This is a genomic window from Planococcus sp. YIM B11945 (genome assembly GCF_050864155.1).
In the GTDB taxonomy this organism is placed as follows: Bacteria; Bacillota; Bacilli; order Bacillales_A; family Planococcaceae; genus Planococcus.
On the sequence record NZ_JBOZWR010000002.1, the window covers coordinates 178,065 to 195,427 of the forward strand.

General features: G+C 43.6%; 23 protein-coding genes. 5 read left to right on the forward strand and 18 right to left on the reverse strand.

Annotated elements, in window-relative coordinates:
• Positions 1 to 18 precede the first annotated feature (18 nt).
• Positions 19 to 918 carry a hydroxymethylglutaryl-CoA lyase gene (locus ACRRQV_RS04515; RefSeq protein WP_432528104.1) on the forward strand — a complete coding sequence of 300 codons (900 nt, stop codon included), beginning with the start codon at positions 19 to 21 and terminating at the stop codon, positions 916 to 918.
• 13 nt (positions 919 to 931) lie between these two features.
• On the forward strand, positions 932 to 1,879 hold the full coding sequence (locus ACRRQV_RS04520; RefSeq protein ID WP_432528106.1) for an alpha/beta fold hydrolase: 948 nt from the start codon (positions 932 to 934) through the stop codon (positions 1,877 to 1,879).
• On the opposite strand, the gene ACRRQV_RS04525 is transcribed toward ACRRQV_RS04520, so the two are convergent.
• Positions 1,870 to 2,172, reverse strand: coding sequence for a hypothetical protein (locus tag ACRRQV_RS04525; RefSeq protein ID WP_432528108.1), 303 nt, complete (start codon positions 2,170 to 2,172; stop codon positions 1,870 to 1,872). The two genes, ACRRQV_RS04520 and ACRRQV_RS04525, sit on opposite strands and share 10 nt — an antisense overlap.
• 206 nt (positions 2,173 to 2,378) lie before the next feature.
• Here ACRRQV_RS04525 and ACRRQV_RS04530 point away from each other — a divergent pair, with 206 nt between their 5' ends.
• Positions 2,379 to 2,660, forward strand: coding sequence for a hypothetical protein (locus tag ACRRQV_RS04530; RefSeq protein ID WP_432528109.1), 282 nt, complete (start codon positions 2,379 to 2,381; stop codon positions 2,658 to 2,660).
• A 231-nt stretch (positions 2,661 to 2,891) separates the two neighbouring features.
• Here ACRRQV_RS04530 and ACRRQV_RS04535 read toward each other — a convergent pair whose 3' ends face one another.
• From ACRRQV_RS04535 to yneA, 5 genes are all read right to left on the reverse strand, one after another.
• Positions 2,892 to 3,125, reverse strand: a complete 234-nt coding sequence (locus ACRRQV_RS04535; RefSeq protein WP_432528111.1) for a YneF family protein — start codon at positions 3,123 to 3,125, stop codon at positions 2,892 to 2,894.
• A 117-nt stretch (positions 3,126 to 3,242) separates the two neighbouring features.
• A complete protein-coding gene (gene tkt, locus ACRRQV_RS04540) occupies positions 3,243 to 5,243 on the reverse strand; it encodes a transketolase (RefSeq protein ID WP_432528113.1) in 2,001 nt (666 codons plus the stop codon).
• A gap of 87 nt (positions 5,244 to 5,330) precedes the next feature.
• Positions 5,331 to 5,564: a DUF896 domain-containing protein gene (locus ACRRQV_RS04545; protein WP_432528115.1), complete on the reverse strand. Its 234-nt coding sequence runs from the start codon at positions 5,562 to 5,564 to the stop codon at positions 5,331 to 5,333.
• A 58-nt stretch (positions 5,565 to 5,622) separates the two neighbouring features.
• Complete coding sequence (locus ACRRQV_RS04550) at positions 5,623 to 6,276, reverse strand: YneB family resolvase-like protein (protein WP_432528117.1); 654 nt, start codon at positions 6,274 to 6,276, stop codon at positions 5,623 to 5,625.
• Positions 6,273 to 6,590 (reverse strand): cell division suppressor protein YneA, encoded by a 318-nt coding sequence (gene yneA, locus ACRRQV_RS04555; RefSeq protein WP_432528119.1) that lies wholly within the window; start codon positions 6,588 to 6,590, stop codon positions 6,273 to 6,275. Before yneA ends, ACRRQV_RS04550 begins: the two co-directional genes overlap by 4 nt.
• Before the next feature lie 165 nt (positions 6,591 to 6,755).
• Here yneA and lexA point away from each other — a divergent pair, with 165 nt between their 5' ends.
• The gene (gene lexA / locus ACRRQV_RS04560) at positions 6,756 to 7,376 is read left to right on the forward strand and encodes a transcriptional repressor LexA (RefSeq protein WP_432528121.1); all 621 of its coding nucleotides are present in this window, start codon (positions 6,756 to 6,758) and stop codon (positions 7,374 to 7,376) included.
• 162 nt (positions 7,377 to 7,538) lie between these two features.
• Here lexA and ACRRQV_RS04565 read toward each other — a convergent pair whose 3' ends face one another.
• The 8 genes from ACRRQV_RS04565 to ACRRQV_RS04600 all read right to left on the reverse strand — a co-directional run bounded on the left by ACRRQV_RS04565 (position 7,539) and on the right by ACRRQV_RS04600 (position 12,066).
• Entirely contained in the window at positions 7,539 to 7,739 is a 201-nt protein-coding gene (locus tag ACRRQV_RS04565; protein WP_432528123.1) for a hypothetical protein, read from the reverse strand.
• Positions 7,740 to 7,805: 66 nt separating this feature from the next.
• The gene (locus ACRRQV_RS04570; RefSeq protein ID WP_432528125.1) at positions 7,806 to 8,228 is read right to left on the reverse strand and encodes a hypothetical protein; all 423 of its coding nucleotides are present in this window, start codon (positions 8,226 to 8,228) and stop codon (positions 7,806 to 7,808) included.
• A gap of 122 nt (positions 8,229 to 8,350) precedes the next feature.
• Positions 8,351 to 8,560: a hypothetical protein gene (locus ACRRQV_RS04575; RefSeq protein WP_432528127.1), complete on the reverse strand. Its 210-nt coding sequence runs from the start codon at positions 8,558 to 8,560 to the stop codon at positions 8,351 to 8,353.
• A gap of 149 nt (positions 8,561 to 8,709) precedes the next feature.
• Positions 8,710 to 8,892: a hypothetical protein gene (locus ACRRQV_RS04580; RefSeq protein WP_432528129.1), complete on the reverse strand. Its 183-nt coding sequence runs from the start codon at positions 8,890 to 8,892 to the stop codon at positions 8,710 to 8,712.
• Positions 8,893 to 9,059: 167 nt separating this feature from the next.
• Positions 9,060 to 9,983 (reverse strand): glycerophosphodiester phosphodiesterase family protein, encoded by a 924-nt coding sequence (locus ACRRQV_RS04585; protein WP_432528131.1) that lies wholly within the window; start codon positions 9,981 to 9,983, stop codon positions 9,060 to 9,062.
• 436 nt (positions 9,984 to 10,419) lie between these two features.
• A complete protein-coding gene (locus tag ACRRQV_RS04590) occupies positions 10,420 to 10,596 on the reverse strand; it encodes a hypothetical protein (protein WP_432528133.1) in 177 nt (58 codons plus the stop codon).
• 262 nt (positions 10,597 to 10,858) lie between these two features.
• Positions 10,859 to 11,536: a serine/threonine protein kinase gene (locus ACRRQV_RS04595; protein ID WP_432528135.1), complete on the reverse strand. Its 678-nt coding sequence runs from the start codon at positions 11,534 to 11,536 to the stop codon at positions 10,859 to 10,861.
• A gap of 305 nt (positions 11,537 to 11,841) precedes the next feature.
• Positions 11,842 to 12,066, reverse strand: coding sequence for a hypothetical protein (locus ACRRQV_RS04600; RefSeq protein ID WP_432528137.1), 225 nt, complete (start codon positions 12,064 to 12,066; stop codon positions 11,842 to 11,844).
• A gap of 189 nt (positions 12,067 to 12,255) precedes the next feature.
• Between ACRRQV_RS04600 and ACRRQV_RS04605 the strand changes: the two genes are divergently transcribed.
• Positions 12,256 to 12,489, forward strand: a complete 234-nt coding sequence (locus ACRRQV_RS04605) for a hypothetical protein (protein WP_432528139.1) — start codon at positions 12,256 to 12,258, stop codon at positions 12,487 to 12,489.
• A gap of 97 nt (positions 12,490 to 12,586) precedes the next feature.
• Here ACRRQV_RS04605 and ACRRQV_RS04610 read toward each other — a convergent pair whose 3' ends face one another.
• The 4 genes from ACRRQV_RS04610 to ACRRQV_RS04625 form a co-directional block, all read right to left on the reverse strand.
• On the reverse strand, positions 12,587 to 13,426 hold the full coding sequence (locus ACRRQV_RS04610; RefSeq protein ID WP_432528141.1) for an STAS domain-containing protein: 840 nt from the start codon (positions 13,424 to 13,426) through the stop codon (positions 12,587 to 12,589).
• A 510-nt stretch (positions 13,427 to 13,936) separates the two neighbouring features.
• Positions 13,937 to 15,271, reverse strand: coding sequence for a type I glutamate--ammonia ligase (gene glnA, locus ACRRQV_RS04615; RefSeq protein ID WP_432528143.1), 1,335 nt, complete (start codon positions 15,269 to 15,271; stop codon positions 13,937 to 13,939).
• 46 nt (positions 15,272 to 15,317) lie between these two features.
• On the reverse strand, positions 15,318 to 15,701 hold the full coding sequence (locus tag ACRRQV_RS04620) for a MerR family transcriptional regulator (RefSeq protein ID WP_432528145.1): 384 nt from the start codon (positions 15,699 to 15,701) through the stop codon (positions 15,318 to 15,320).
• 393 nt (positions 15,702 to 16,094) lie between these two features.
• Positions 16,095 to 17,339, reverse strand: a complete 1,245-nt coding sequence (locus ACRRQV_RS04625) for an aminotransferase class I/II-fold pyridoxal phosphate-dependent enzyme (RefSeq protein WP_432528147.1) — start codon at positions 17,337 to 17,339, stop codon at positions 16,095 to 16,097.
• Positions 17,340 to 17,363: the final 24 nt, after the last annotated feature.

The window sequence follows — 17,363 nt, forward strand, 5'->3', positions numbered from 1 at the left end:
AGAACAAGGAGGGATAGTATGTTCAGTTTACCAAAGAATGTGACGATTATCGAGGTTGGGCCTCGCGACGGCCTGCAAAATGAAGCAAAAATTGTTTCGACCGAGAATAAATTAGAATTTATCAGCGCTTTGCAGCAATCCGGCATACGCGAAATGGAATTGACTTCGTTCGTATCGCCGAAATGGGTGCCGCAAATGGCCGATGCCAAAGAAATTGTAAGCGCTGTCGAGCATATTGGGCGGCAGTTCGTCTTGACGCCAAATGAAAAAGGCATCACCACTGCGCTCGAAGCAGGCGCAAAAGCGTTAGCTGTTTTTGTCGGCGTCAGCGATTCGTTCAACAAAAAAAACATCAATAAAACTACTGCTGAAAGCATGGAAACGTTAAAGCCGCTGATCTTGCATTTAAAACGAGACGGCGTATTTGTGCGCGCCTGCATTTCCACGGCTTTTTATTGCCCGTTTGAAGGCGCTATCAAGCCAGAAGATACCGTAGCGCTATGCCGTCAGTTTGTCGACTGGGGTGTCGATGAATTGAGCGTCGCTGATACGATCGGCATGGCTTCGCCTACCGAAAGCTACCAGTTGTTCAAGGACCTGCTGCAGGAATTTCCGGATACGCTGATGACGGCGCATTTCCACGATACGCGAAAAATGGCGCTCGCCAATATTTTAGCTGCGCTGCAGGCAGGCGTCAGCCGTTTTGATAGCTCTGCTGGCGGTCTTGGCGGCTGCCCGTTCGCACCCGGTGCCACAGGCAACGTGGCTACCGAAGACGTCGTCAATATGCTGCTCCGGATGGGCATTGAAACGGGTATTGATTTAGAGAAATTGTGCCAAGCCATTAAAAAAATTGAACCGCATGTCACTAATTCCGTTTCAACGGGCATGTATACCCTATACAAAAACCGCAAATAAGGAGGGGTGTTTTATGGCAAGGAAAATGGTGGTGGCAGCTGGCATAGTGTCCAGCGTCGTTACGGCGTTGACGACCATATCCGGATTTGCCATTTCCAACCGGCTGATGTATTTGCAGAAAAAAGACGAATCCTTGATATTGGAGCGTGAGACCACAGCGAAACGCTATGATGAATATTGGTATGCCGACGTTAAAAAATGCGAACGTTGGATCGAATCCGCAAATGGCTACCGGATCAAAGCCATTTTCCTCGAACCCCATGATACCATGCGCTATGTCATCATTTGCCATGGCGTGACCGAAAACAAAGTCAATAGCTTCAAATACGCCCGCATGTTTGAACGGCTCGGTTTTAATTCGGTCGTTTACGACCATCGGCGGCATGGCGAATCCGGCGGCAAAACCACAAGTTTCGGCCATTACGAGAAAATCGACTTGCAGGCCATAGTTAAAGCATTAAAACTCCATGTCGGGCCTGAACTGTTTTTCGGCATTCACGGCGAATCAATGGGAGCGGCAACGACAATTTTGTACGCCGGCATGGAAGATGCTGCGGATTTCTACATTTCAGACTGTGCGTATTCGGACATTACCGAGCAAATTCTCCATGTCATGAAAACCAAAACGCCGCTTCGGAGAACACTTGCACTCAAATTGGCAAGCCTATTTTTGAAACTTCGGGACGGCTATTCAATCAGTGCCGTTTCTCCAAGGGAAGCAGTTTCCCAAATAGAAAGTCCAATGTTGTTCATTCACAGCAAAAACGATGATTTTGTGCTGCCGAAAATGACCGAAGAATTATATGAATTGAAGCTCGGTCCTAAAGCAATGAAACTTTTCGATACTGGCGCCCATGCCCAATCGTTTAATAAAAACCCGGCAGCCTACGAAGAAACGGTCGCTGACTTTTTATCAGCTTATGGATTATTGAAAAAATGCGTAACCAGCACTCAAATTTGAGTGCTGGTTTTTGTATGCTGTTCTTTTTTCTTGTTAAGTACAAGCTTCATCCCCGCCTCGCCTTCCGCCCCAATAAACAGCTCCGTGATTGGTCCGGATTTCACCACTCCCGTGACATGCAGTTCAATGGTGTCCAAACTATAACCGCTCAAGTCTTTGACCAACTCGTGAATATTCTCAAGTGAAACAGGCAAAGCCTTTTTTAAATCCCGGTTCTGAATACGGAATTGCCCCTTCTCCTCTTCTTCCGCTACTGGCATATAAATGACAAACTCTTTTTTTTCGTCCGCCACATTAGACACCTCCTTTTTTACTTCCTTAACCCATTTTTTGTTGATTAAACGCTCTTTCTTCTCCTTTATTTTTTGAAAAATAGCGGAAATACCCTTTTTTCATAAAAACAAACCTATCTGTCACAAAAAAATCTTAAAAAATCTTAATTTCTTCTTTTATTTTTCAATTTTTTGCGTATAATTCAGTTATTGAAGGGGGAATGACCATGCAGCATCATTCTTACAAAGAACTTATAGATCTAAACAATAGATCCGCACACGCGATGAGCTTTTTAGTCGCCGGCGCCATCGCTTTAATCGGCTTTGGTTTCCTGCAGCACTCCTTGCCAGCATTTTTGCTCTCTATTGTCTTCTTATTGAATTTGGCGGCGGAGTTCCGAGCTTACAAAGAAAGCATTCGGAATGAAGTAAAAGCGGCAAAATTACACGAATTGATGCAACAACTGACAACCGACTCACAAGAAAAACAAAATAATCGCGTGTCTTAATTTAAAAGGCTGTTTCAAGTTGATGTTAACTTGAGACAGCCTTTTCCAGTTGAAAATTTCGCACAGACAGTAAATGGCCGATTGCGGACAGTATTTGGTGATTTCCGGATAGTATTTTAGACGATTTGGACAGTATATGCTTTTTTTAGGCGACTGCCCATTTAGCTCAAACAAAAAAGAGGGAACCCAAAGTTTGCGAACTCCAAACTTAACGGTTACCCTCTTTTGTTTTTACTTTTTAGCAGGTTTATTAGAAGCTTTATTCATTTGAGCCATCATTTGATTGATTTTCTTCTGAGACGGTTTTTGTCCCATTTGCATCATCATGATACGCAGCATTTCTTCATTAATCGGTGGGTTTTCTTTCAAATACTTCATCATATATTGACGAGCGATGAAAAAGCCTAGAGCAACACCGGCGATCAACGCCACGATTATGAGTACGATCCAGATCCAAGTATCCATTTTAGTTACCTCCTTCGTGTTGCATATATAAGTACTGCACCACAAAGGATTATACTATAAAATTTGGGTTGTGACTACAAGAAAAGCGGAGGCATATAAGCGCCTCCGCTTTTTTACTTATCCTTGAATCAAGTTTTTCACTTTGCTGGCGACATTTTCTGGAGTAAATCCAAATTCCTCCATGATGCGCTCGCCCGGTGCACTTGCGCCGAAGTGGTCGATGGCAAGAATTTCTCCTTCATCGCCTGTGTAGCGTTCCCAGCCGAATGATGTGCCCATTTCGATTGCCAAACGTTTTTTCACCGTTTTTGGAATAACGGATTGTTTGTATTCTGGATCTTGCTGTTCGAAACGGTCCCATGATGGCATGGAAACAACCGATACGGCAATTCCTTCCTCAGCCAATTGCTTTTGCGCTGCAACAGCTAGGCTGACTTCAGATCCAGTCGCCAATAACAAAGCTTGTGGATTTTCGACAGGCGATACTACGTATGCACCTTTCTCGACGCCTTGGCGCGCAAGTTCCCCGCTGTGCTCAAGTACAGGCAAATCTTGGCGAGACAAGACCAATAAAGTCGGCTTGGATTTTGACGTTAACGCCAAACGCCAAGCTTCTCTAGTTTCGTTGGCATCTGCTGGACGGATAATGCCCAAGTTAGGCATAGCGCGCAGCGAAGCCAATTGCTCAACCGGTTCGTGAGTCGGTCCATCTTCCCCTACTGCTACGCTGTCATGAGTAAAGACAAACGTTACCGGAAGACCCATCAACGCTGCTAAACGGATTGCAGGACGAACGTAATCGCTAAATACGAAGAACGTTCCACCGAATACGTGCAAGCCGCCATGAAGCGCCATGCCGTTTAATGCTGCACCCATTGCAAATTCACGTACGCCAAACCAAATGTTGCGGCCTAATGCATTTTCCGCATCAAAATCGCCGCCGCCTTTAATGTTTGTTTTATTGGATCCAGCAAGATCCGCGCTTCCTCCAAAGAATGAAGGCACAGCTTTCGCAATTGCGTTGACCATTTCTCCAGAAGACGAACGAGTCGCCTGTTTTTTGCCGACTTCGTATTGCGGGAAATCCACATCAAAGTTTTCTGGCATTTCTCCGCGGATGGCACGAGACAATTGAGAAGCCAATTCCGGATGTTGAGACTCGTACTGGGCATATAACTTGTTCCAAGCAGATTCCGCTTGTCCGCCCAATTTTTCTGTTGCTTCGCTGAACGTTTCGTATACTTCGTCAGGCACGTGGAAATCTTGGTCAAACGTCCATTCGTAGTATTCTTTTGCCAACTTCATTTCGTCTTCGCCGAGCGGTGCGCCGTGGACATCCGCTTTACCGGATTTGTTCGGAGCGCCATAGCCGATGACGGTTTTCACTTCAACCAAAGTTGGTTTGTCTGTAGATTGTTTTGATTGTGCAATTTTTGTTGAAAGGTCTTCCAAGTCGTTTCCGTCTTCTACACGCAAATAGTTCCAGCCATAAGACTCAAAGCGTTTTTGAATGTTTTCAGAGAAGCTCATGCTTAGTTCGCCATCTAAAGAAATATCGTTGCTGTCATAAAGCACGACCAGTTTGTTTAATTTCAAGTGTCCAGCAAGAGAAATTGCTTCGCCTGCGACCCCTTCCATCAAATCGCCATCGCCGCATAACGCAAACGTATGGTGGTCGACAATATTAAAGTCTTCTTTATTATATGTAGCAGCTAAATGGCGTTCTGCCATTGCCATTCCGACAGCCATGCCAATTCCTTGGCCAAGTGGACCTGTAGTGGCTTCTACCCCAACAGTGTGGCCGTATTCCGGATGCCCGGGAGTTTTAGATCCCCATTGGCGGAAGTTTTTGATTTCATCCATCGGCAAGCCGTAGCCGCTCAAATGAAGCAAGCTATATAAAAGCATTGAGCCGTGGCCCGCTGATAATACAAAACGGTCACGGTTGAACCATTCTGGATTTTTCGGGTTGTGGTTCATATGCTTGGTCCATAATGTATAAGCCATAGGAGCAGCGCCCATTGGCAAGCCCGGATGTCCGGAATTCGCTTTTTCGATAGCATCGATGGAAAGCGTGCGAATTGTTGTAACTGCTAATTGATCAGCCTTGTTAGACATAATAACATCCTCTCATTATCTAAAATTTCCTACCTCATCTAGTTTAGTCAACAATGGTTAAGAATACAACGAAAAAGAGAATAAGCATTAGTTCAAATACTTATTCTCCCGGATATTTTTGACCTTTTCTGGCGTTACGTCATTGCCGTTCGGGTCAATCACTTTTACGTTTTCAATAGTGCCTCGCATGGTTTCGCGGAACGTCTGCAAATATTCCTGTCGAAGTGCCGATTGTTCTTTTGCCTCTTCATAAGACAAGCCTGCAGATTTTGATTTGCGGGATAATTCGTTGATGCGTTTTAATTTATCTGGTGATAACATAGACATCCACCTTTCTTCTCTACACATCGTATAAAAAAAGTGCGGATTCTGCAATAATTTAGCTTTGGGAAAGCTTTTCAAATTCTTTGTATCTTCGATGGACAGTGGCTTTGCTTGCCTGATAGCCGAATCCTTGCAGCGTCGTCGCAATTTCATGGAATGTCAGGCCATTGGCTTTCAAGCTGACAATTTGCTCAATCGGCAACTCCAGCCGCTCTCGCCCTTCTGGATTTCCTCTGCCTTTTAAGTTCTTCTCGGGTTTATAGCCGTTTTCAACAGCGCGTTTCATTCCGCGCTTGATTTTGGCATTATGAATTTTCCGTTGGTATTCTTCAACAATCGCCAAAATTTCCAAAACCATATCATCCATATCGTTTAGCGCAATCGGCCCTTGGTCCGAAAGCGTGTAAACTTCTACGCCATACTTTTTCATGACGTGCAGCAGCGCAATGCGGGCATGCCCTCTGCCGAGCCGCGTTTCATCCTGTACAAACACCGCTGCCACTTTTTCTGTTTTGATGCAATTTAAAAGTTCCAGCAATCCTTCACGGTCCATTTCGTAGCCGCTGTGCTGATCGGAGAATACGCCATCTACCATATATCCTTGTTCGGTTGCGAATTTCATCAATTCCTCTTCTTGTCTTTCCAATGAAGATTCCTGAGTGTCTTTCGTCGTGCTAACTCGGCAATAGATCAGTGCAGCTTTTCTCATTCAGCATCACCGGCCAGGTTTACGGCCTCATCCGGTGCATATTTAAGCTGGTCGCTCGGAATTTTAATGGTTTGTCCGGCAACGATATGGGGAGTGGATAAATTGTTGTCTTCCATGATTTGCTCGATCCATTCTTGCTGTGGTGTGTTGCCGCTAAAAGATTGAGCCATCGTCCAAAGCGTGTCGCCCGACTTGACCTCTACGTGGCTGACCTGTACATCAGCAGTCTTTTGCGTAATGACTGTATAAAAAGAAAACGTAAGGATTAGTGAGAAAAATAAGATCAAATACGAGTTTCTTTGAAAAAATGTCATATGAAACGCCTCCTAGGAATATGTGTTCGGAATATATGTTCTCATATTAATGCGAACACACGTTTTTGTCAACAATAAAATTCGAACCTATGTTTGCATTTCAATGCCCAAGTTGATATACTAGGGGTAGAAAAATATGAAGATTAACTAAAAGAGGTGAAACTGTTGAAAAAAGTATCGAAGCGCCAAGAAGATATTTTGACTTTCATAAAAGATGAAGTACGTGCCAAAGGCTATCCGCCTTCCGTCCGCGAAATTGGAGAAGCAGTTGGCTTAGCGTCCAGTTCAACTGTCCACGGCCACTTGGCTCGTCTTGAAAGCAAAGGGCTAATACGCCGGGACCCAACCAAACCAAGAGCGATTGAAATCATTAGCACAGAAGAAGCATTGATCGATAAAAGCCCGGTTCTGCATGTTCCGTTAATTGGTAAAGTTACTGCCGGTTTGCCGATCACTGCGATTGAAAACGTTGAAGAATACTTCCCATTGCCGCAAACTTACGGCACGGAAGACGATCATATTTTCATGTTGGAAATTATGGGTGAAAGTATGATTGAAGCAGGAATTTTAAACGGAGATTACGTTATCGTCAGACAACAGCAAACGGCCAATAATGGCGACATCGTTGTGGCCATGACTGCTGACGATGAAGCAACCGTCAAACGCTTTTTCCGTGAGGAAAACTATTTCCGCCTGCAGCCTGAAAACTCATCAATGAGTCCCATTATCGTGAACCAAGTGTCGATTTTAGGAAAAGTAGTCGGCGTTTACCGCCAAATTCATTAAACAAAAGCGCTGAGCCATCTAAAACTCAGCGTTTTTGTCACCTAAATATTTATCTTATGTAAACTTTTAATTTTGAAGTTGAACGCTTTTACATAATTCCACTGAGCAAAACGACGAAAAGAGCGTGCATTCATCTGCTGAATGCACGCTCTTTTTCTGCTTTTATGCCGTCACTTCATTGACGGCAATGTATTTCACTAAATTGATGGTAATGCGGTAAATTTTGCCGTTTTGCTCATCTGCAATTTCATACGTACCATTGGAAGGGATTTTGCCTAAAGCTGCTTCTTTGTCCACTGCTTCTACGTGGTGGATTATTGAATTGCCTTGATCAAAACAAAATTCAACTTGAAATTTTTTCATTAAACGCCCTCCTTTTTCGGCTTGCTCTGCACAGCGCCTTTTCATCAGTCTACCATACCTGCTCTTTTATTGTTCTGCGTATAGCTCTTTGTAAGCTACCACTTTCAGTGCCAGGAGTTCATTGTCGCTCAAATGAGTGTCCAATTTTCCAATAGCATCCGATAAAGAAAGGCTGCCGCTTTCCACTCCCGATTGAATTTGCTGAAGTTCGGAAATCCCCACTTTCCGTACCAGCACCTTTGCCGCATCGCCTTTAGAAGCAAAAGGCAAGTCGCTTTCTTTTGCCGCTTTTGCTTCTTCCATGAAACCGGCAAGCTCCGGATCTCCTTCAATGTAAGACTGCATGTTTTCTAGCTGGCCGTTATTTTCTAATTTCGCTGTGGCTTGTTCCACCGCACTGTCGACTACTAAATTCGAACCAAAATAAAGAGCATATCCTCCTGCTGCGACAACGAGTAAAAAGGCGACGATGGCGTTCATTAATTTCATATTGGCACTCCCCCTTGTTTCTTAAGACGTTTATTGCAATAGAACGTTTCGTCGCCTTTTAATCAGAAATACCCCGAATTCAAAGCCTTTTTATAAGGGCTCTGGATTCAGGGTACCAATCACTACATCGATTTCTCTGGTGTTTCCAGCTTCCTCTGTTCGGTTACCCACCAATCAATATGAGAAAGATTGAAAAAGATCGTATTTCCAAATGAATTGCTGTGGGGAATTTGCTTTTCCGACAGAAAAAGTTGGATTTGTTGCTCAGTCAATGGATAGTCGATTGTTTCAAGATAATCCATCAAGTTTTTTATTCCTTGTATCTTGCTCATTTAATCACCTCCCACAAAATCTTCTTTAAGCTAAGTTCAAAGAAAATTTAGTACGAGCCGTTTAAATGGAAACCATAGTTATGTATACCCATTATAGTGAGTGGTTAATCATTTAATTGGCTAACACTGTTGAAAAGCCCGCCATTCGACTATACTCTGGTCAAATAATGGGTAAAAAAAGATTTTCCTTCTATGCCTAATTCTTTTAAAATGATGTAATTGTTATCATCGTCCCATTTTTGCTCGTTTGCGGCGCAAGTAAATTCTTTTCCTTTGTACAACTTGGCATAGCGGTGGCTGTGAATTATTACTTTATCGCCTTTTTTAAACATTGGACGTTCTCCTCATTGGCCGGCTTCGAAAAAAGCCTTCCATGTCATTTAACCATCATTTCCTCCATTATAATCCAGAAAGCAAAATTTTAGTATGGGTTTTCCAAAACCAAGTTGCCAAAATAAAAAAACTTTCTCCAGCTAACATGGAGAAAGTTTTTCGTTTGTTAAGCGTGCCATTGAACAGCTTTTATTGCAGATGTGTTGTCGGTAAACAATCCGTTTGCGCCCAACGCCTTCCATTTCTCCGCTACATCTGCATTGTTAATGGTGTAAAGGTGGACTAGCAGCCCTTCGCTTGCTGCGGTATGCAAATATGCCTCGTCGATTTTTTCAAAATATGTTCCGATCCCAACTGCATATTCTTTAATCGTTTCCATACGCGCTTTGGCTGCTTCACCAATTTCCGGATTCCGCTCCAACTGAATAAGCGGAATGGACGGATTTAATCGGTGGATGATTCTCAAGTTATGTTCGTTAAACGATTGGATAATTACTTTGCCATAAGGCAACGAATCATCAAGCAGATTGTTTTGTTCCAGCAATGCCAGTAATTCATCTTCGATGCCTTCGTTTTTCTCTGGCACTTTCGTTTCCAAGTAATAGTTCACGCCATAACCAAATTCATTAATAATTTCTTGGAATGTAGGAATTTGCGCTCCGATATATTTTGCGTTCGCCATATCTGGGTATTTCTTGTTAAACCACGATCCGGCGTCTAATTCCTTAATTTCCGCCAAAGTCATGTCGGTCACGGTGCCGCTGCCATTAGTGGTTCGGTCTACCGTAAAATCATGCAGAGCAACTAGCACGCCGTCTTTCGTCATCTGCAAATCGATTTCCAAATAATCGGCTTCCATATCCCGGGCGAATCGATAGGCCGCCATGGTATGCTCAGGCGCATGGAAACTGGACCCTCTATGGGCAATGACCAAAAATTTAGCCGGATCTAACAATCCCGGTGGTTTAACCGGCTTTATCGCTGTTGCCGCCTTAATGGCTAATGAACAAACGAGTACAATTAAAAAACTAATGGATAATTTCTTCACCTGCATCACCTTTTCCATAAGAACCACGTAACCTTTCTTCATTGCAAAATAAAAGCTTGGCAGTATTCAATGGATTTCCTTTCTTGCTAATTTGTTTCTTGTGGCTGTCTAATTGATTTCGGCAAAAAACTGCCACTTCCTTTATTTCAGTCCCAATAAAAATATTTTGTGGAAATATCGAGCAATATAAGCCGGTATGCTATCTAAGCGAAACGGTTCTTCTTAGGCGGATAACCCGCTATTGGCTGCAATAATTTCATCGAGGATTTCCTCTTCGTCTTAATTTAATACCGGCTTTTCTTTGTTCACATGCTTTCCTCCTTTGTTTTTCGTTTTGCAACAAATTGCGGCTCTTTCTTTTTTACCCGCTATAAAAGAGAAAAAACCAGCAATTGGCAAACGAAAAAAGCATGGACATCCATGCTTTTCGAACAAAGTAGGTGGAATCATTTTATGCTGCTTCGAAGCTGCGGATAGGTTACGCTTCTTCTCGGCGGACTTCTTCAAGCATAACTAAATTCCGGATCGAGTAATAGTCGAGCGTCCGAATGTCTTCGCCTTCGGGGCTGAAGGACACTCCTAAGTCTCTTAACTCAGAAATCCAATTTTGGCGCTTTACTTCTTCTGTGGTCATGCTGGCTTTTTGTTTTCGCATACTGGCTCCCTCTTCTTTCTACTAGTAATTAATTCCATAATTTGTGATAAATTATTTGAATATTCCTTCTTTTTCCTAAAAGAGGCCCCTTTAAACATTTTTTTGTTAAAAACAAAAAAGAACATCATAAAAGATGTCCTTTTTGTCACAATTTGATCTTAAGTTAATATACAGTTCCTTTTTTCGGTCATATTAAACCGTCAAGTGTACATGAAATGCTAAAAACGTTTTTGCATGTGAATTTTTCACAACAACGATCATTCTATCTTCTAAAATTGGTTTGCTTAAAAATAGTCGTCATGAATTCGTCGATAGTCGGGTAATACTTCGACCAATGATGATACCATTTGCGAATCGTTTCCAACAACCAATAAGGCATCGGCTTTCCGGAAATGAACGGGTAATATTCATCGTAGGCTTTTTTCAAATGTTCCCAGCGAAAATCGTTTCCCGGATGAATATACTCCGAAACGTCCAAAATTTTGGCTCGCCCGTTTTGGAGCAAGATGTTTTTCAAATGAATATCGCGGGGATTCAAACCCCGCTCTCGGACATAGGCTCTTGCTTCTTCAACGTCCTGAATTACTTGATCTGGCACAGGAATGCCGTGCAGCAGGCAGTCAAAAAGAGTCGGCCCTTCCTCATAGCTTAAAACGAGAAATTTCTCCGTATGCCCATAGCAAGCAGAAAAAAACGGCGAAGGCCCAAGCATTTGATATACTTGGGCTTCTGTTTTGATTTTGGCAAGTTTTTCTTCTGCATAAACTTTAAACGCATATTTTGACGATGTAAAAGATCGAAAAACAGCTGCATCGGTTCCGACGCCAATACAGGCAAAGTCGGGTGAACTTCCGAGTATCGTTACTGGTTCATTGTTTGGATTTATGGAGACTTTAATCATTGCTAAAGCATTGCCCGCTTGTTCCCAGTCGTTTGCCATGTGCATTCTCCTTTTTGTCCGGTGCCGCAAAAAACAATTGCCTTCAAACTCATTTGCAGCTGCGCACAGTAAAATAACAACGAAACGAAAAAATTATTGCCTCTTTACGCACAATTAATCCAATAGTTCTTATTTTCGAAATAAGGGCATCCAACTATGGTTCGTTCTTTTGCATCATTGTAGGTTTTCTGTTTTTTCTATGTTAGCATAAGCATAGGCACACTTTTAAAAGCGACGTCCCCCCGTTGTGAAATCTGGCGATATTTCGCCAAGGTGGAACGTGTGCCTTTTTTCATAGGCTTTAGTCAGCCGCCTCTTCTTGAAGTGAAAACAGGATCCACGTGATCTTTTATTTTGACCATTTTAACGTCTTCTTTATTAAAGAGAACCAATTCCCCAAAATTGTCTTCGTATTGGACGATCATTTCCGAAAGCACCATTTCCGCCACTTCTTCTTTCGAACCGGCTTCTACAGTCCGTTCTGACGTCAATCCTTTTTCTAAATGATATTGGATTACATACTTCTTCATAGGTTCACCTCCTAGCTATTAAAATTCTGCACAGCGAGGTAAAATTCCTTCACTATTCTTTTTCCAGAAAATTCTTTTTCTTATTTTTACATAGAGGGGCAGTTTTGTGCTATACTAAGGAGTAAGTAATAACACATGGATTCTAAAGACTTTTATTAGTCACTTTCCTGATGGAGAGGAGCAATCCAAATGAAATACGAAAACATTAAAGAATTATTAGCAACGATTTGCCAGTACAATACGGTACGTATTACGCAAACGTTTACAAAAGAAAATGCTGATTGGATTACCGTTATCTGCATTCCCAATACAAGCACTCTGGAATTGACGTTTAACCAAACCCAAGAAGTTCGCCAGTTCAACTCTGTTGAAGAAGCAGCGAAACTAATTGAATCTCAAATTAATTCTACTGTAAATGCTTAAACTCCTTGCCTAGGGAGTTTTTTTATTGGAGAAACATCCATTAAAAGCGAAAAACCTTGAATCAAATCCGATTCAAGGTTTTTCTTTGTTTATCGGTCTAAACGCTCATTTCTTGCATATTCATAGCCTGGGCCAACGTACCATACACTTGAATGCCTGAAAAATCGATTCCCAGTTGAACAGCCGTCTGGGCAATGACCGGGCTGATTCCGGACAATGCGGTTCTAACTCCGATGATTTTCAATCCGTTGATCAACTGAAAAATTTGATGCGCGACCATCGTATCGATGATGGGAACGCCCGACAAATCGATAAACAAGCGGTCCAGATTGTGCTGCGAACTTTGCTGCAGCGCATTTTCGAAAATCACTTTAGAACGGTAGGTGTTGATTTCACCGACGAGTGGAAGAAGGCCTGTGCCTTTTGATAACAAAATAATCGGCGCGCTCATCTCAATGATCAATTCTTGCTGAGCCATCAGTCGGTTTTGAGCAGCTTTTGTGTTCTGCACCGTAAACTCTTGGATAATGGTGCTGATAGCATCGACAATCCCTATATTCCAGGCATTGAATTGATCTTGGGAAATTTGTTCGTTGTTTGCCTTGTAGTATTCCGCAACCAATTGAAGGTATTGTTTCTGGGTGTTAAAAAACTCTTCAAGCACTTCATGAAGCGGCGTAGACAAATGCCCTTCATCTTTTGCTATTTGCTGAATCCAGCCTTGGAATTCATTTGTGAATTCGTGGTGTTCTTTGCTAAACATGGAACAAAAAAGCACATGAAACTCATAGTTCTGCTTTTTCAGCTTCTCGATTACGTCAGGATCTGTCGAACCGTATATTCCCGGCTTGCTCTTATCTAATGACTCATACCACTGTTCGGTCATTTCGCTGTTTCTCTGGCATAAAAACTCATGCAGCTCTTCGTTTTTCAACATATGTATTCTCCTTTATAAATGTAGATCACTTGCTTTATATCGAATTCTTTACTCGTAGTATTTTTTTCATATTAATAAAACCGTAAGTTTAATTTTATACTAGTTATAGGGAATTTGCATCTTTATAAAATAAAATTGAGCGTGATGACGTGAAAATTTCCTGTTTTTTTGTGGCAGGCACTCTCCAAAAGCTATGTTCTTTGAATTCAAGAGTCCTATTGTTAGGGGATCAAAGACTTTAGTGTTAGGCTTACTTTGCAGCGAACATTATAAAGGTTTTCTGCTTGATCACCGAAGTATTACGAAACCGGATTGCTGTCTGTTCATGGGCTTTATCTTCAAAGCTGCTATTCATAGGCAAGCAGGCGTTGTGAGAGCCATTCGTTCCCTCTATCTTTTGATAGGGGGTTTTTTATTGCGATTAAATCGATGCGCCAATGTACAGTTGGTAAAATGGCCGCAAAAAAACCCACCAGAGCAACTTTCGCTCTGGTGGGTTCTATTATTTTCTTAATACAATTTCAAGTACTGCTCGCGCTCCCAAGGGTGCACGTTCACACGGAACATATCCCACTCAATTTCTTTCGCTTCCACGAAGTTGTTGAGGATGTGGCTGCCGAGTGCTTTAGTCATTACTTCATCTGCCTGCAATTCTTGAAGAGCTGCGTAAAGTGTGGCCGGAAGGTCTTGGATGCCGACTGCTTCGCGCTCTCTTTTGTTCATTGCGTAAATGTTGCGGTCTACTGCTTTTGGCGGCGTCATTTTGTTTTTGATGCCGTCAAGGCCAGCAGCTAATAGGACTGCCATTGCCAAGTACGGGTTGGCAGCCGGATCGACTGAACGGACTTCAACGCGCGTTGACAAGCCGCGTGACGCTGGGATGCGGATCAACGGGCTGCGGTTTTGTCCAGACCAAGCAACGTAGCAAGGCGCTTCGTAGCCTGGCACCAAACGCTTGTATGAGTTGACTAGCGGGTTCGTTACAGCCGTGAAGCCTTGTGCATGCGCCAAGATACCTGCAAGGAACTGGTACGCCGTTTCGCTCAATTTCAAGTCACCGTCTTCGTCTAAGAACGTGTTCGTGTTGCCATTGAACAAGGAAACGTTCATATGCATTCCTGAACCGTTCACGCCGAACAATGGTTTTGGCATGAATGTTGCGTGCAAGCCGTGTTGTCGAGCAATCGTTTTAACAACCAATTTGAACGTTTGGATGTCGTCGCAAGCTTTGATGGCATCAGCGTATTTAAAATCGATTTCGTGCTGCCCTGGAGCTACTTCGTGGTGGGAAGCTTCGATTTCAAAGCCCATTGCTTCTAGTTCCAACACGATGTCGCGGCGGCAGTTTTCGCCTAAATCCATTGGCGCTAAGTCAAAATAGCCGCCATTGTCATTAAGTTCAAGTGAAGGTTCGCCTTTTTCATCCAATTTGAACAAGAAAAATTCCGGCTCTGGCCCAAGGTTGAAATGCGTGAAGCCAAGCTCTTCCATTTCTTTTAAAACGCGTTTTAAGTTTGTGCGCGGATCTCCAGCAAACGGAGTTCCGTCAGCGCTGTATATGTCGCAGATTAAACGAGCTACTTTCCCTTTGCCTGTAATCCATGGGAATACGACCCACGTGTCCAAGTCTGGGAATAAGTACATATCCGATTCTTCGATGCGGACAAATCCGTCGATTGACGAGCCATCGAACATCATTTTGTTATCAAGTGCTTTGTCGAGTTGAGACGTTGGAATTTCCACGTTTTTGATGATTCCGAGAATATCCGTAAACTGCAGGCGGATAAAGTTTACTTCTTCTTCTTGTACCAATCGCTTAATGTCTTCTTTAGTGTACTTCCCCATGTTCTTTTCACTCTCCTATGATTTTGTATGTAAGCCCGTTCTTGTCTTAATGAAAGAAACGGGATAATTCCCCTTGCCGGATGCCGCCTCGGTCGTACGCGCGCGAATTCATAATTTCTTCGCGCAAGATTTGGCGGAGCTCCGCATCGCTTACCGTTTTCGGTTCTATTACCGGCTCTGGCGGCTGGACACTCATCCCAAAAACTTTTTTGATGCCGGCCATGTTCAAGCCTTGTTCCAAGTATTCCTTGATTTCCAAAAGAACATCCACGTCGTTTAACGAAAAAAGACGCTTATTGCCTTCCGTGCGGGCAGGCCGAATTAATTCGTGCTCTTCGTAATAACGGATTTGGCGCGCTGTCAAATCGGTCAGCTGCATAACAATGCTGATGGGCAGAAGCGGCATCGTCCGTCGAACGCGATTCGTCATTTGTTTCACCCACTTTGTTTATTCCTACTCCTTTAGTTTAAAGGATGTCAGTTTTGTTGTCAACGTCATGTTAGTTTTTCTTACACAAAAAAGAGTCTGTCTAATAAATTATAAATAAAAAGCCAATGAAGAAAAAAGTTCCCTTTTTCTTCACCGGCTTTTTAACAATTATTCACTAGCTGATGGGAATGGAGGCGGCGAGCAAGTTGGACGAAGGCAGTTCGGCCAACTTGTTTGCGACGAAGCAGCGAAGCGATGCAGGAGCAACGGTCTTTCCAGCGGGACAGCGAAGTGCCGAAATCCACTCGGGCGTTTCGTCCGAGGTAGTTCGGCGCGAGCCCGTGGAACGCGTCCGCCGCAATGGACATCAGCGACTTTTAAGACAGCCCTATCTTATAATAAATTCATTTTTTTCAATGCATCCACCGAATTCAATACGGCGATTTTTACGTGTTCATAGGTCAGCCCGCCTTGGACAAATGCCGTGTATGGCGGCCGGATCGGGCCATCTGCAGTAAGCTCAATGCTGGAGCCTTGCACAAATGTGCCGGCGGCCATGATGACGTCGTCTTTATAGCCTGGCATATACGCCGGTTCCGGTTTAAACTGGGCATTCACCGGCGAACTTGCTTGAATGGTTTGGCAAAACGCAATCATTTGCTCAGCGGTTTTAAAAGAGACGGATTGAATCAAATCGGTCCGCGGATCGGTGTAATGCGGCGTCGAGGTCATACCCACCGATTCCAGAAGCGCCGCTGTAAAAATAGCGCCTTTTAAAGCTTGGGCCACGACATGCGGCGCCAGGAAAAAGCCTTGGTACATGTCCGGCAAAGTGTTCAATGAAGCCCCCGCTTCTCCGCCAATGCCCGGAGATGTCATGCGGTATGCGCATTTTTCGACCAGTTCCCGTTTTCCGGCGATATAGCCGCCAATTTTCGCGAGCCCGCCGCCTGGATTTTTAATGAGCGAGCCGGCAATCAAATCCGCGCCCGCTTCGATCGGTTCGCGTTCTTCCACAAACTCTCCGTAGCAATTGTCGACAAAAACAATCGCTTCCGGTTTCAAAAGACGGATTTTTTGAATCATCTCTTCAATTTCCGCGACCGTAAACGAAGGGCGCGTATCGTATCCGCGCGAACGCTGAATGGCAATGACTTTGGTTTGAGTGTGGACCTTTGATTTGACAGCTGCCCAATCGATTTTATTATCCTCCGTCAAGTCGACGTGCTGATAGGTAATGCCGAAATCCTTCAGCGACCCGGTGTCTTGTTCTCCTCCCGAGACGATCGACTGCAGCGTATCGTACGGCTTGCCGGAAATGTACAACAACTCATCGCCTGGACGCAAGACGCCGAACAACGAAATGGTGATGGCGTGGGTGCCGGAAATGATTTGCGGGCGGACGAGAGCTGCTTCCGCTTTAAAGACATCGGCATATACACGTTCTAACGTGTCGCGCCCTTCGTCATCGTAGCCGTAGCCGGTTGACGGGTTGAAATGGTGGTCGCTGACTTTTTGGTTATGGAACGCAGCGAGCACTTTTTGCTGGTTGATGAATGCAATGTCGTCCGCTCGTTTTAATTGCGGGTGAATCAGTTCTTCTAATTGGTTGATCGTAGTTTGCATCGAATTCTCCATTCTAAGTTGTTTACTATTCTATTA

What these genes read in the sequence shown, in the direction of transcription:
- ACRRQV_RS04515 (WP_432528104.1), top strand. Translation starts at nt 19, where the DNA reads ATGTTCAGTTTACCAAAGAATGTGACGATTATCGAGGTTGGGCCTCGC.
- ACRRQV_RS04520 (WP_432528106.1), top strand. Translation starts at nt 932, where the DNA reads ATGGCAAGGAAAATGGTGGTGGCAGCTGGCATAGTGTCCAGCGTCGTT.
- ACRRQV_RS04530 (WP_432528109.1), top strand. Translation starts at nt 2,379, where the DNA reads ATGCAGCATCATTCTTACAAAGAACTTATAGATCTAAACAATAGATCC.
- ACRRQV_RS04535 (WP_432528111.1), bottom strand. Translation starts at nt 3,125, where the DNA reads ATGGATACTTGGATCTGGATCGTACTCATAATCGTGGCGTTGATCGCC.
- tkt (WP_432528113.1), bottom strand. Translation starts at nt 5,243, where the DNA reads ATGTCTAACAAGGCTGATCAATTAGCAGTTACAACAATTCGCACGCTT.
- ACRRQV_RS04545 (WP_432528115.1), bottom strand. Translation starts at nt 5,564, where the DNA reads ATGTTATCACCAGATAAATTAAAACGCATCAACGAATTATCCCGCAAA.
- ACRRQV_RS04550 (WP_432528117.1), bottom strand. Translation starts at nt 6,276, where the DNA reads ATGAGAAAAGCTGCACTGATCTATTGCCGAGTTAGCACGACGAAAGAC.
- yneA (WP_432528119.1), bottom strand. Translation starts at nt 6,590, where the DNA reads ATGACATTTTTTCAAAGAAACTCGTATTTGATCTTATTTTTCTCACTA.
- ACRRQV_RS04565 (WP_432528123.1), bottom strand. Translation starts at nt 7,739, where the DNA reads ATGAAAAAATTTCAAGTTGAATTTTGTTTTGATCAAGGCAATTCAATA.
- ACRRQV_RS04570 (WP_432528125.1), bottom strand. Translation starts at nt 8,228, where the DNA reads ATGAAATTAATGAACGCCATCGTCGCCTTTTTACTCGTTGTCGCAGCA.
- ACRRQV_RS04575 (WP_432528127.1), bottom strand. Translation starts at nt 8,560, where the DNA reads ATGAGCAAGATACAAGGAATAAAAAACTTGATGGATTATCTTGAAACA.
- ACRRQV_RS04580 (WP_432528129.1), bottom strand. Translation starts at nt 8,892, where the DNA reads ATGTTTAAAAAAGGCGATAAAGTAATAATTCACAGCCACCGCTATGCC.
- ACRRQV_RS04585 (WP_432528131.1), bottom strand. Translation starts at nt 9,983, where the DNA reads ATGAAGAAAGGTTACGTGGTTCTTATGGAAAAGGTGATGCAGGTGAAG.
- ACRRQV_RS04590 (WP_432528133.1), bottom strand. Translation starts at nt 10,596, where the DNA reads ATGCGAAAACAAAAAGCCAGCATGACCACAGAAGAAGTAAAGCGCCAA.
- ACRRQV_RS04595 (WP_432528135.1), bottom strand. Translation starts at nt 11,536, where the DNA reads ATGGCAAACGACTGGGAACAAGCGGGCAATGCTTTAGCAATGATTAAA.
- ACRRQV_RS04600 (WP_432528137.1), bottom strand. Translation starts at nt 12,066, where the DNA reads ATGAAGAAGTATGTAATCCAATATCATTTAGAAAAAGGATTGACGTCA.
- ACRRQV_RS04605 (WP_432528139.1), top strand. Translation starts at nt 12,256, where the DNA reads ATGAAATACGAAAACATTAAAGAATTATTAGCAACGATTTGCCAGTAC.
- ACRRQV_RS04610 (WP_432528141.1), bottom strand. Translation starts at nt 13,426, where the DNA reads ATGTTGAAAAACGAAGAGCTGCATGAGTTTTTATGCCAGAGAAACAGC.
- glnA (WP_432528143.1), bottom strand. Translation starts at nt 15,271, where the DNA reads ATGGGGAAGTACACTAAAGAAGACATTAAGCGATTGGTACAAGAAGAA.
- ACRRQV_RS04620 (WP_432528145.1), bottom strand. Translation starts at nt 15,701, where the DNA reads ATGACGAATCGCGTTCGACGGACGATGCCGCTTCTGCCCATCAGCATT.
- ACRRQV_RS04625 (WP_432528147.1), bottom strand. Translation starts at nt 17,339, where the DNA reads ATGGAGAATTCGATGCAAACTACGATCAACCAATTAGAAGAACTGATT.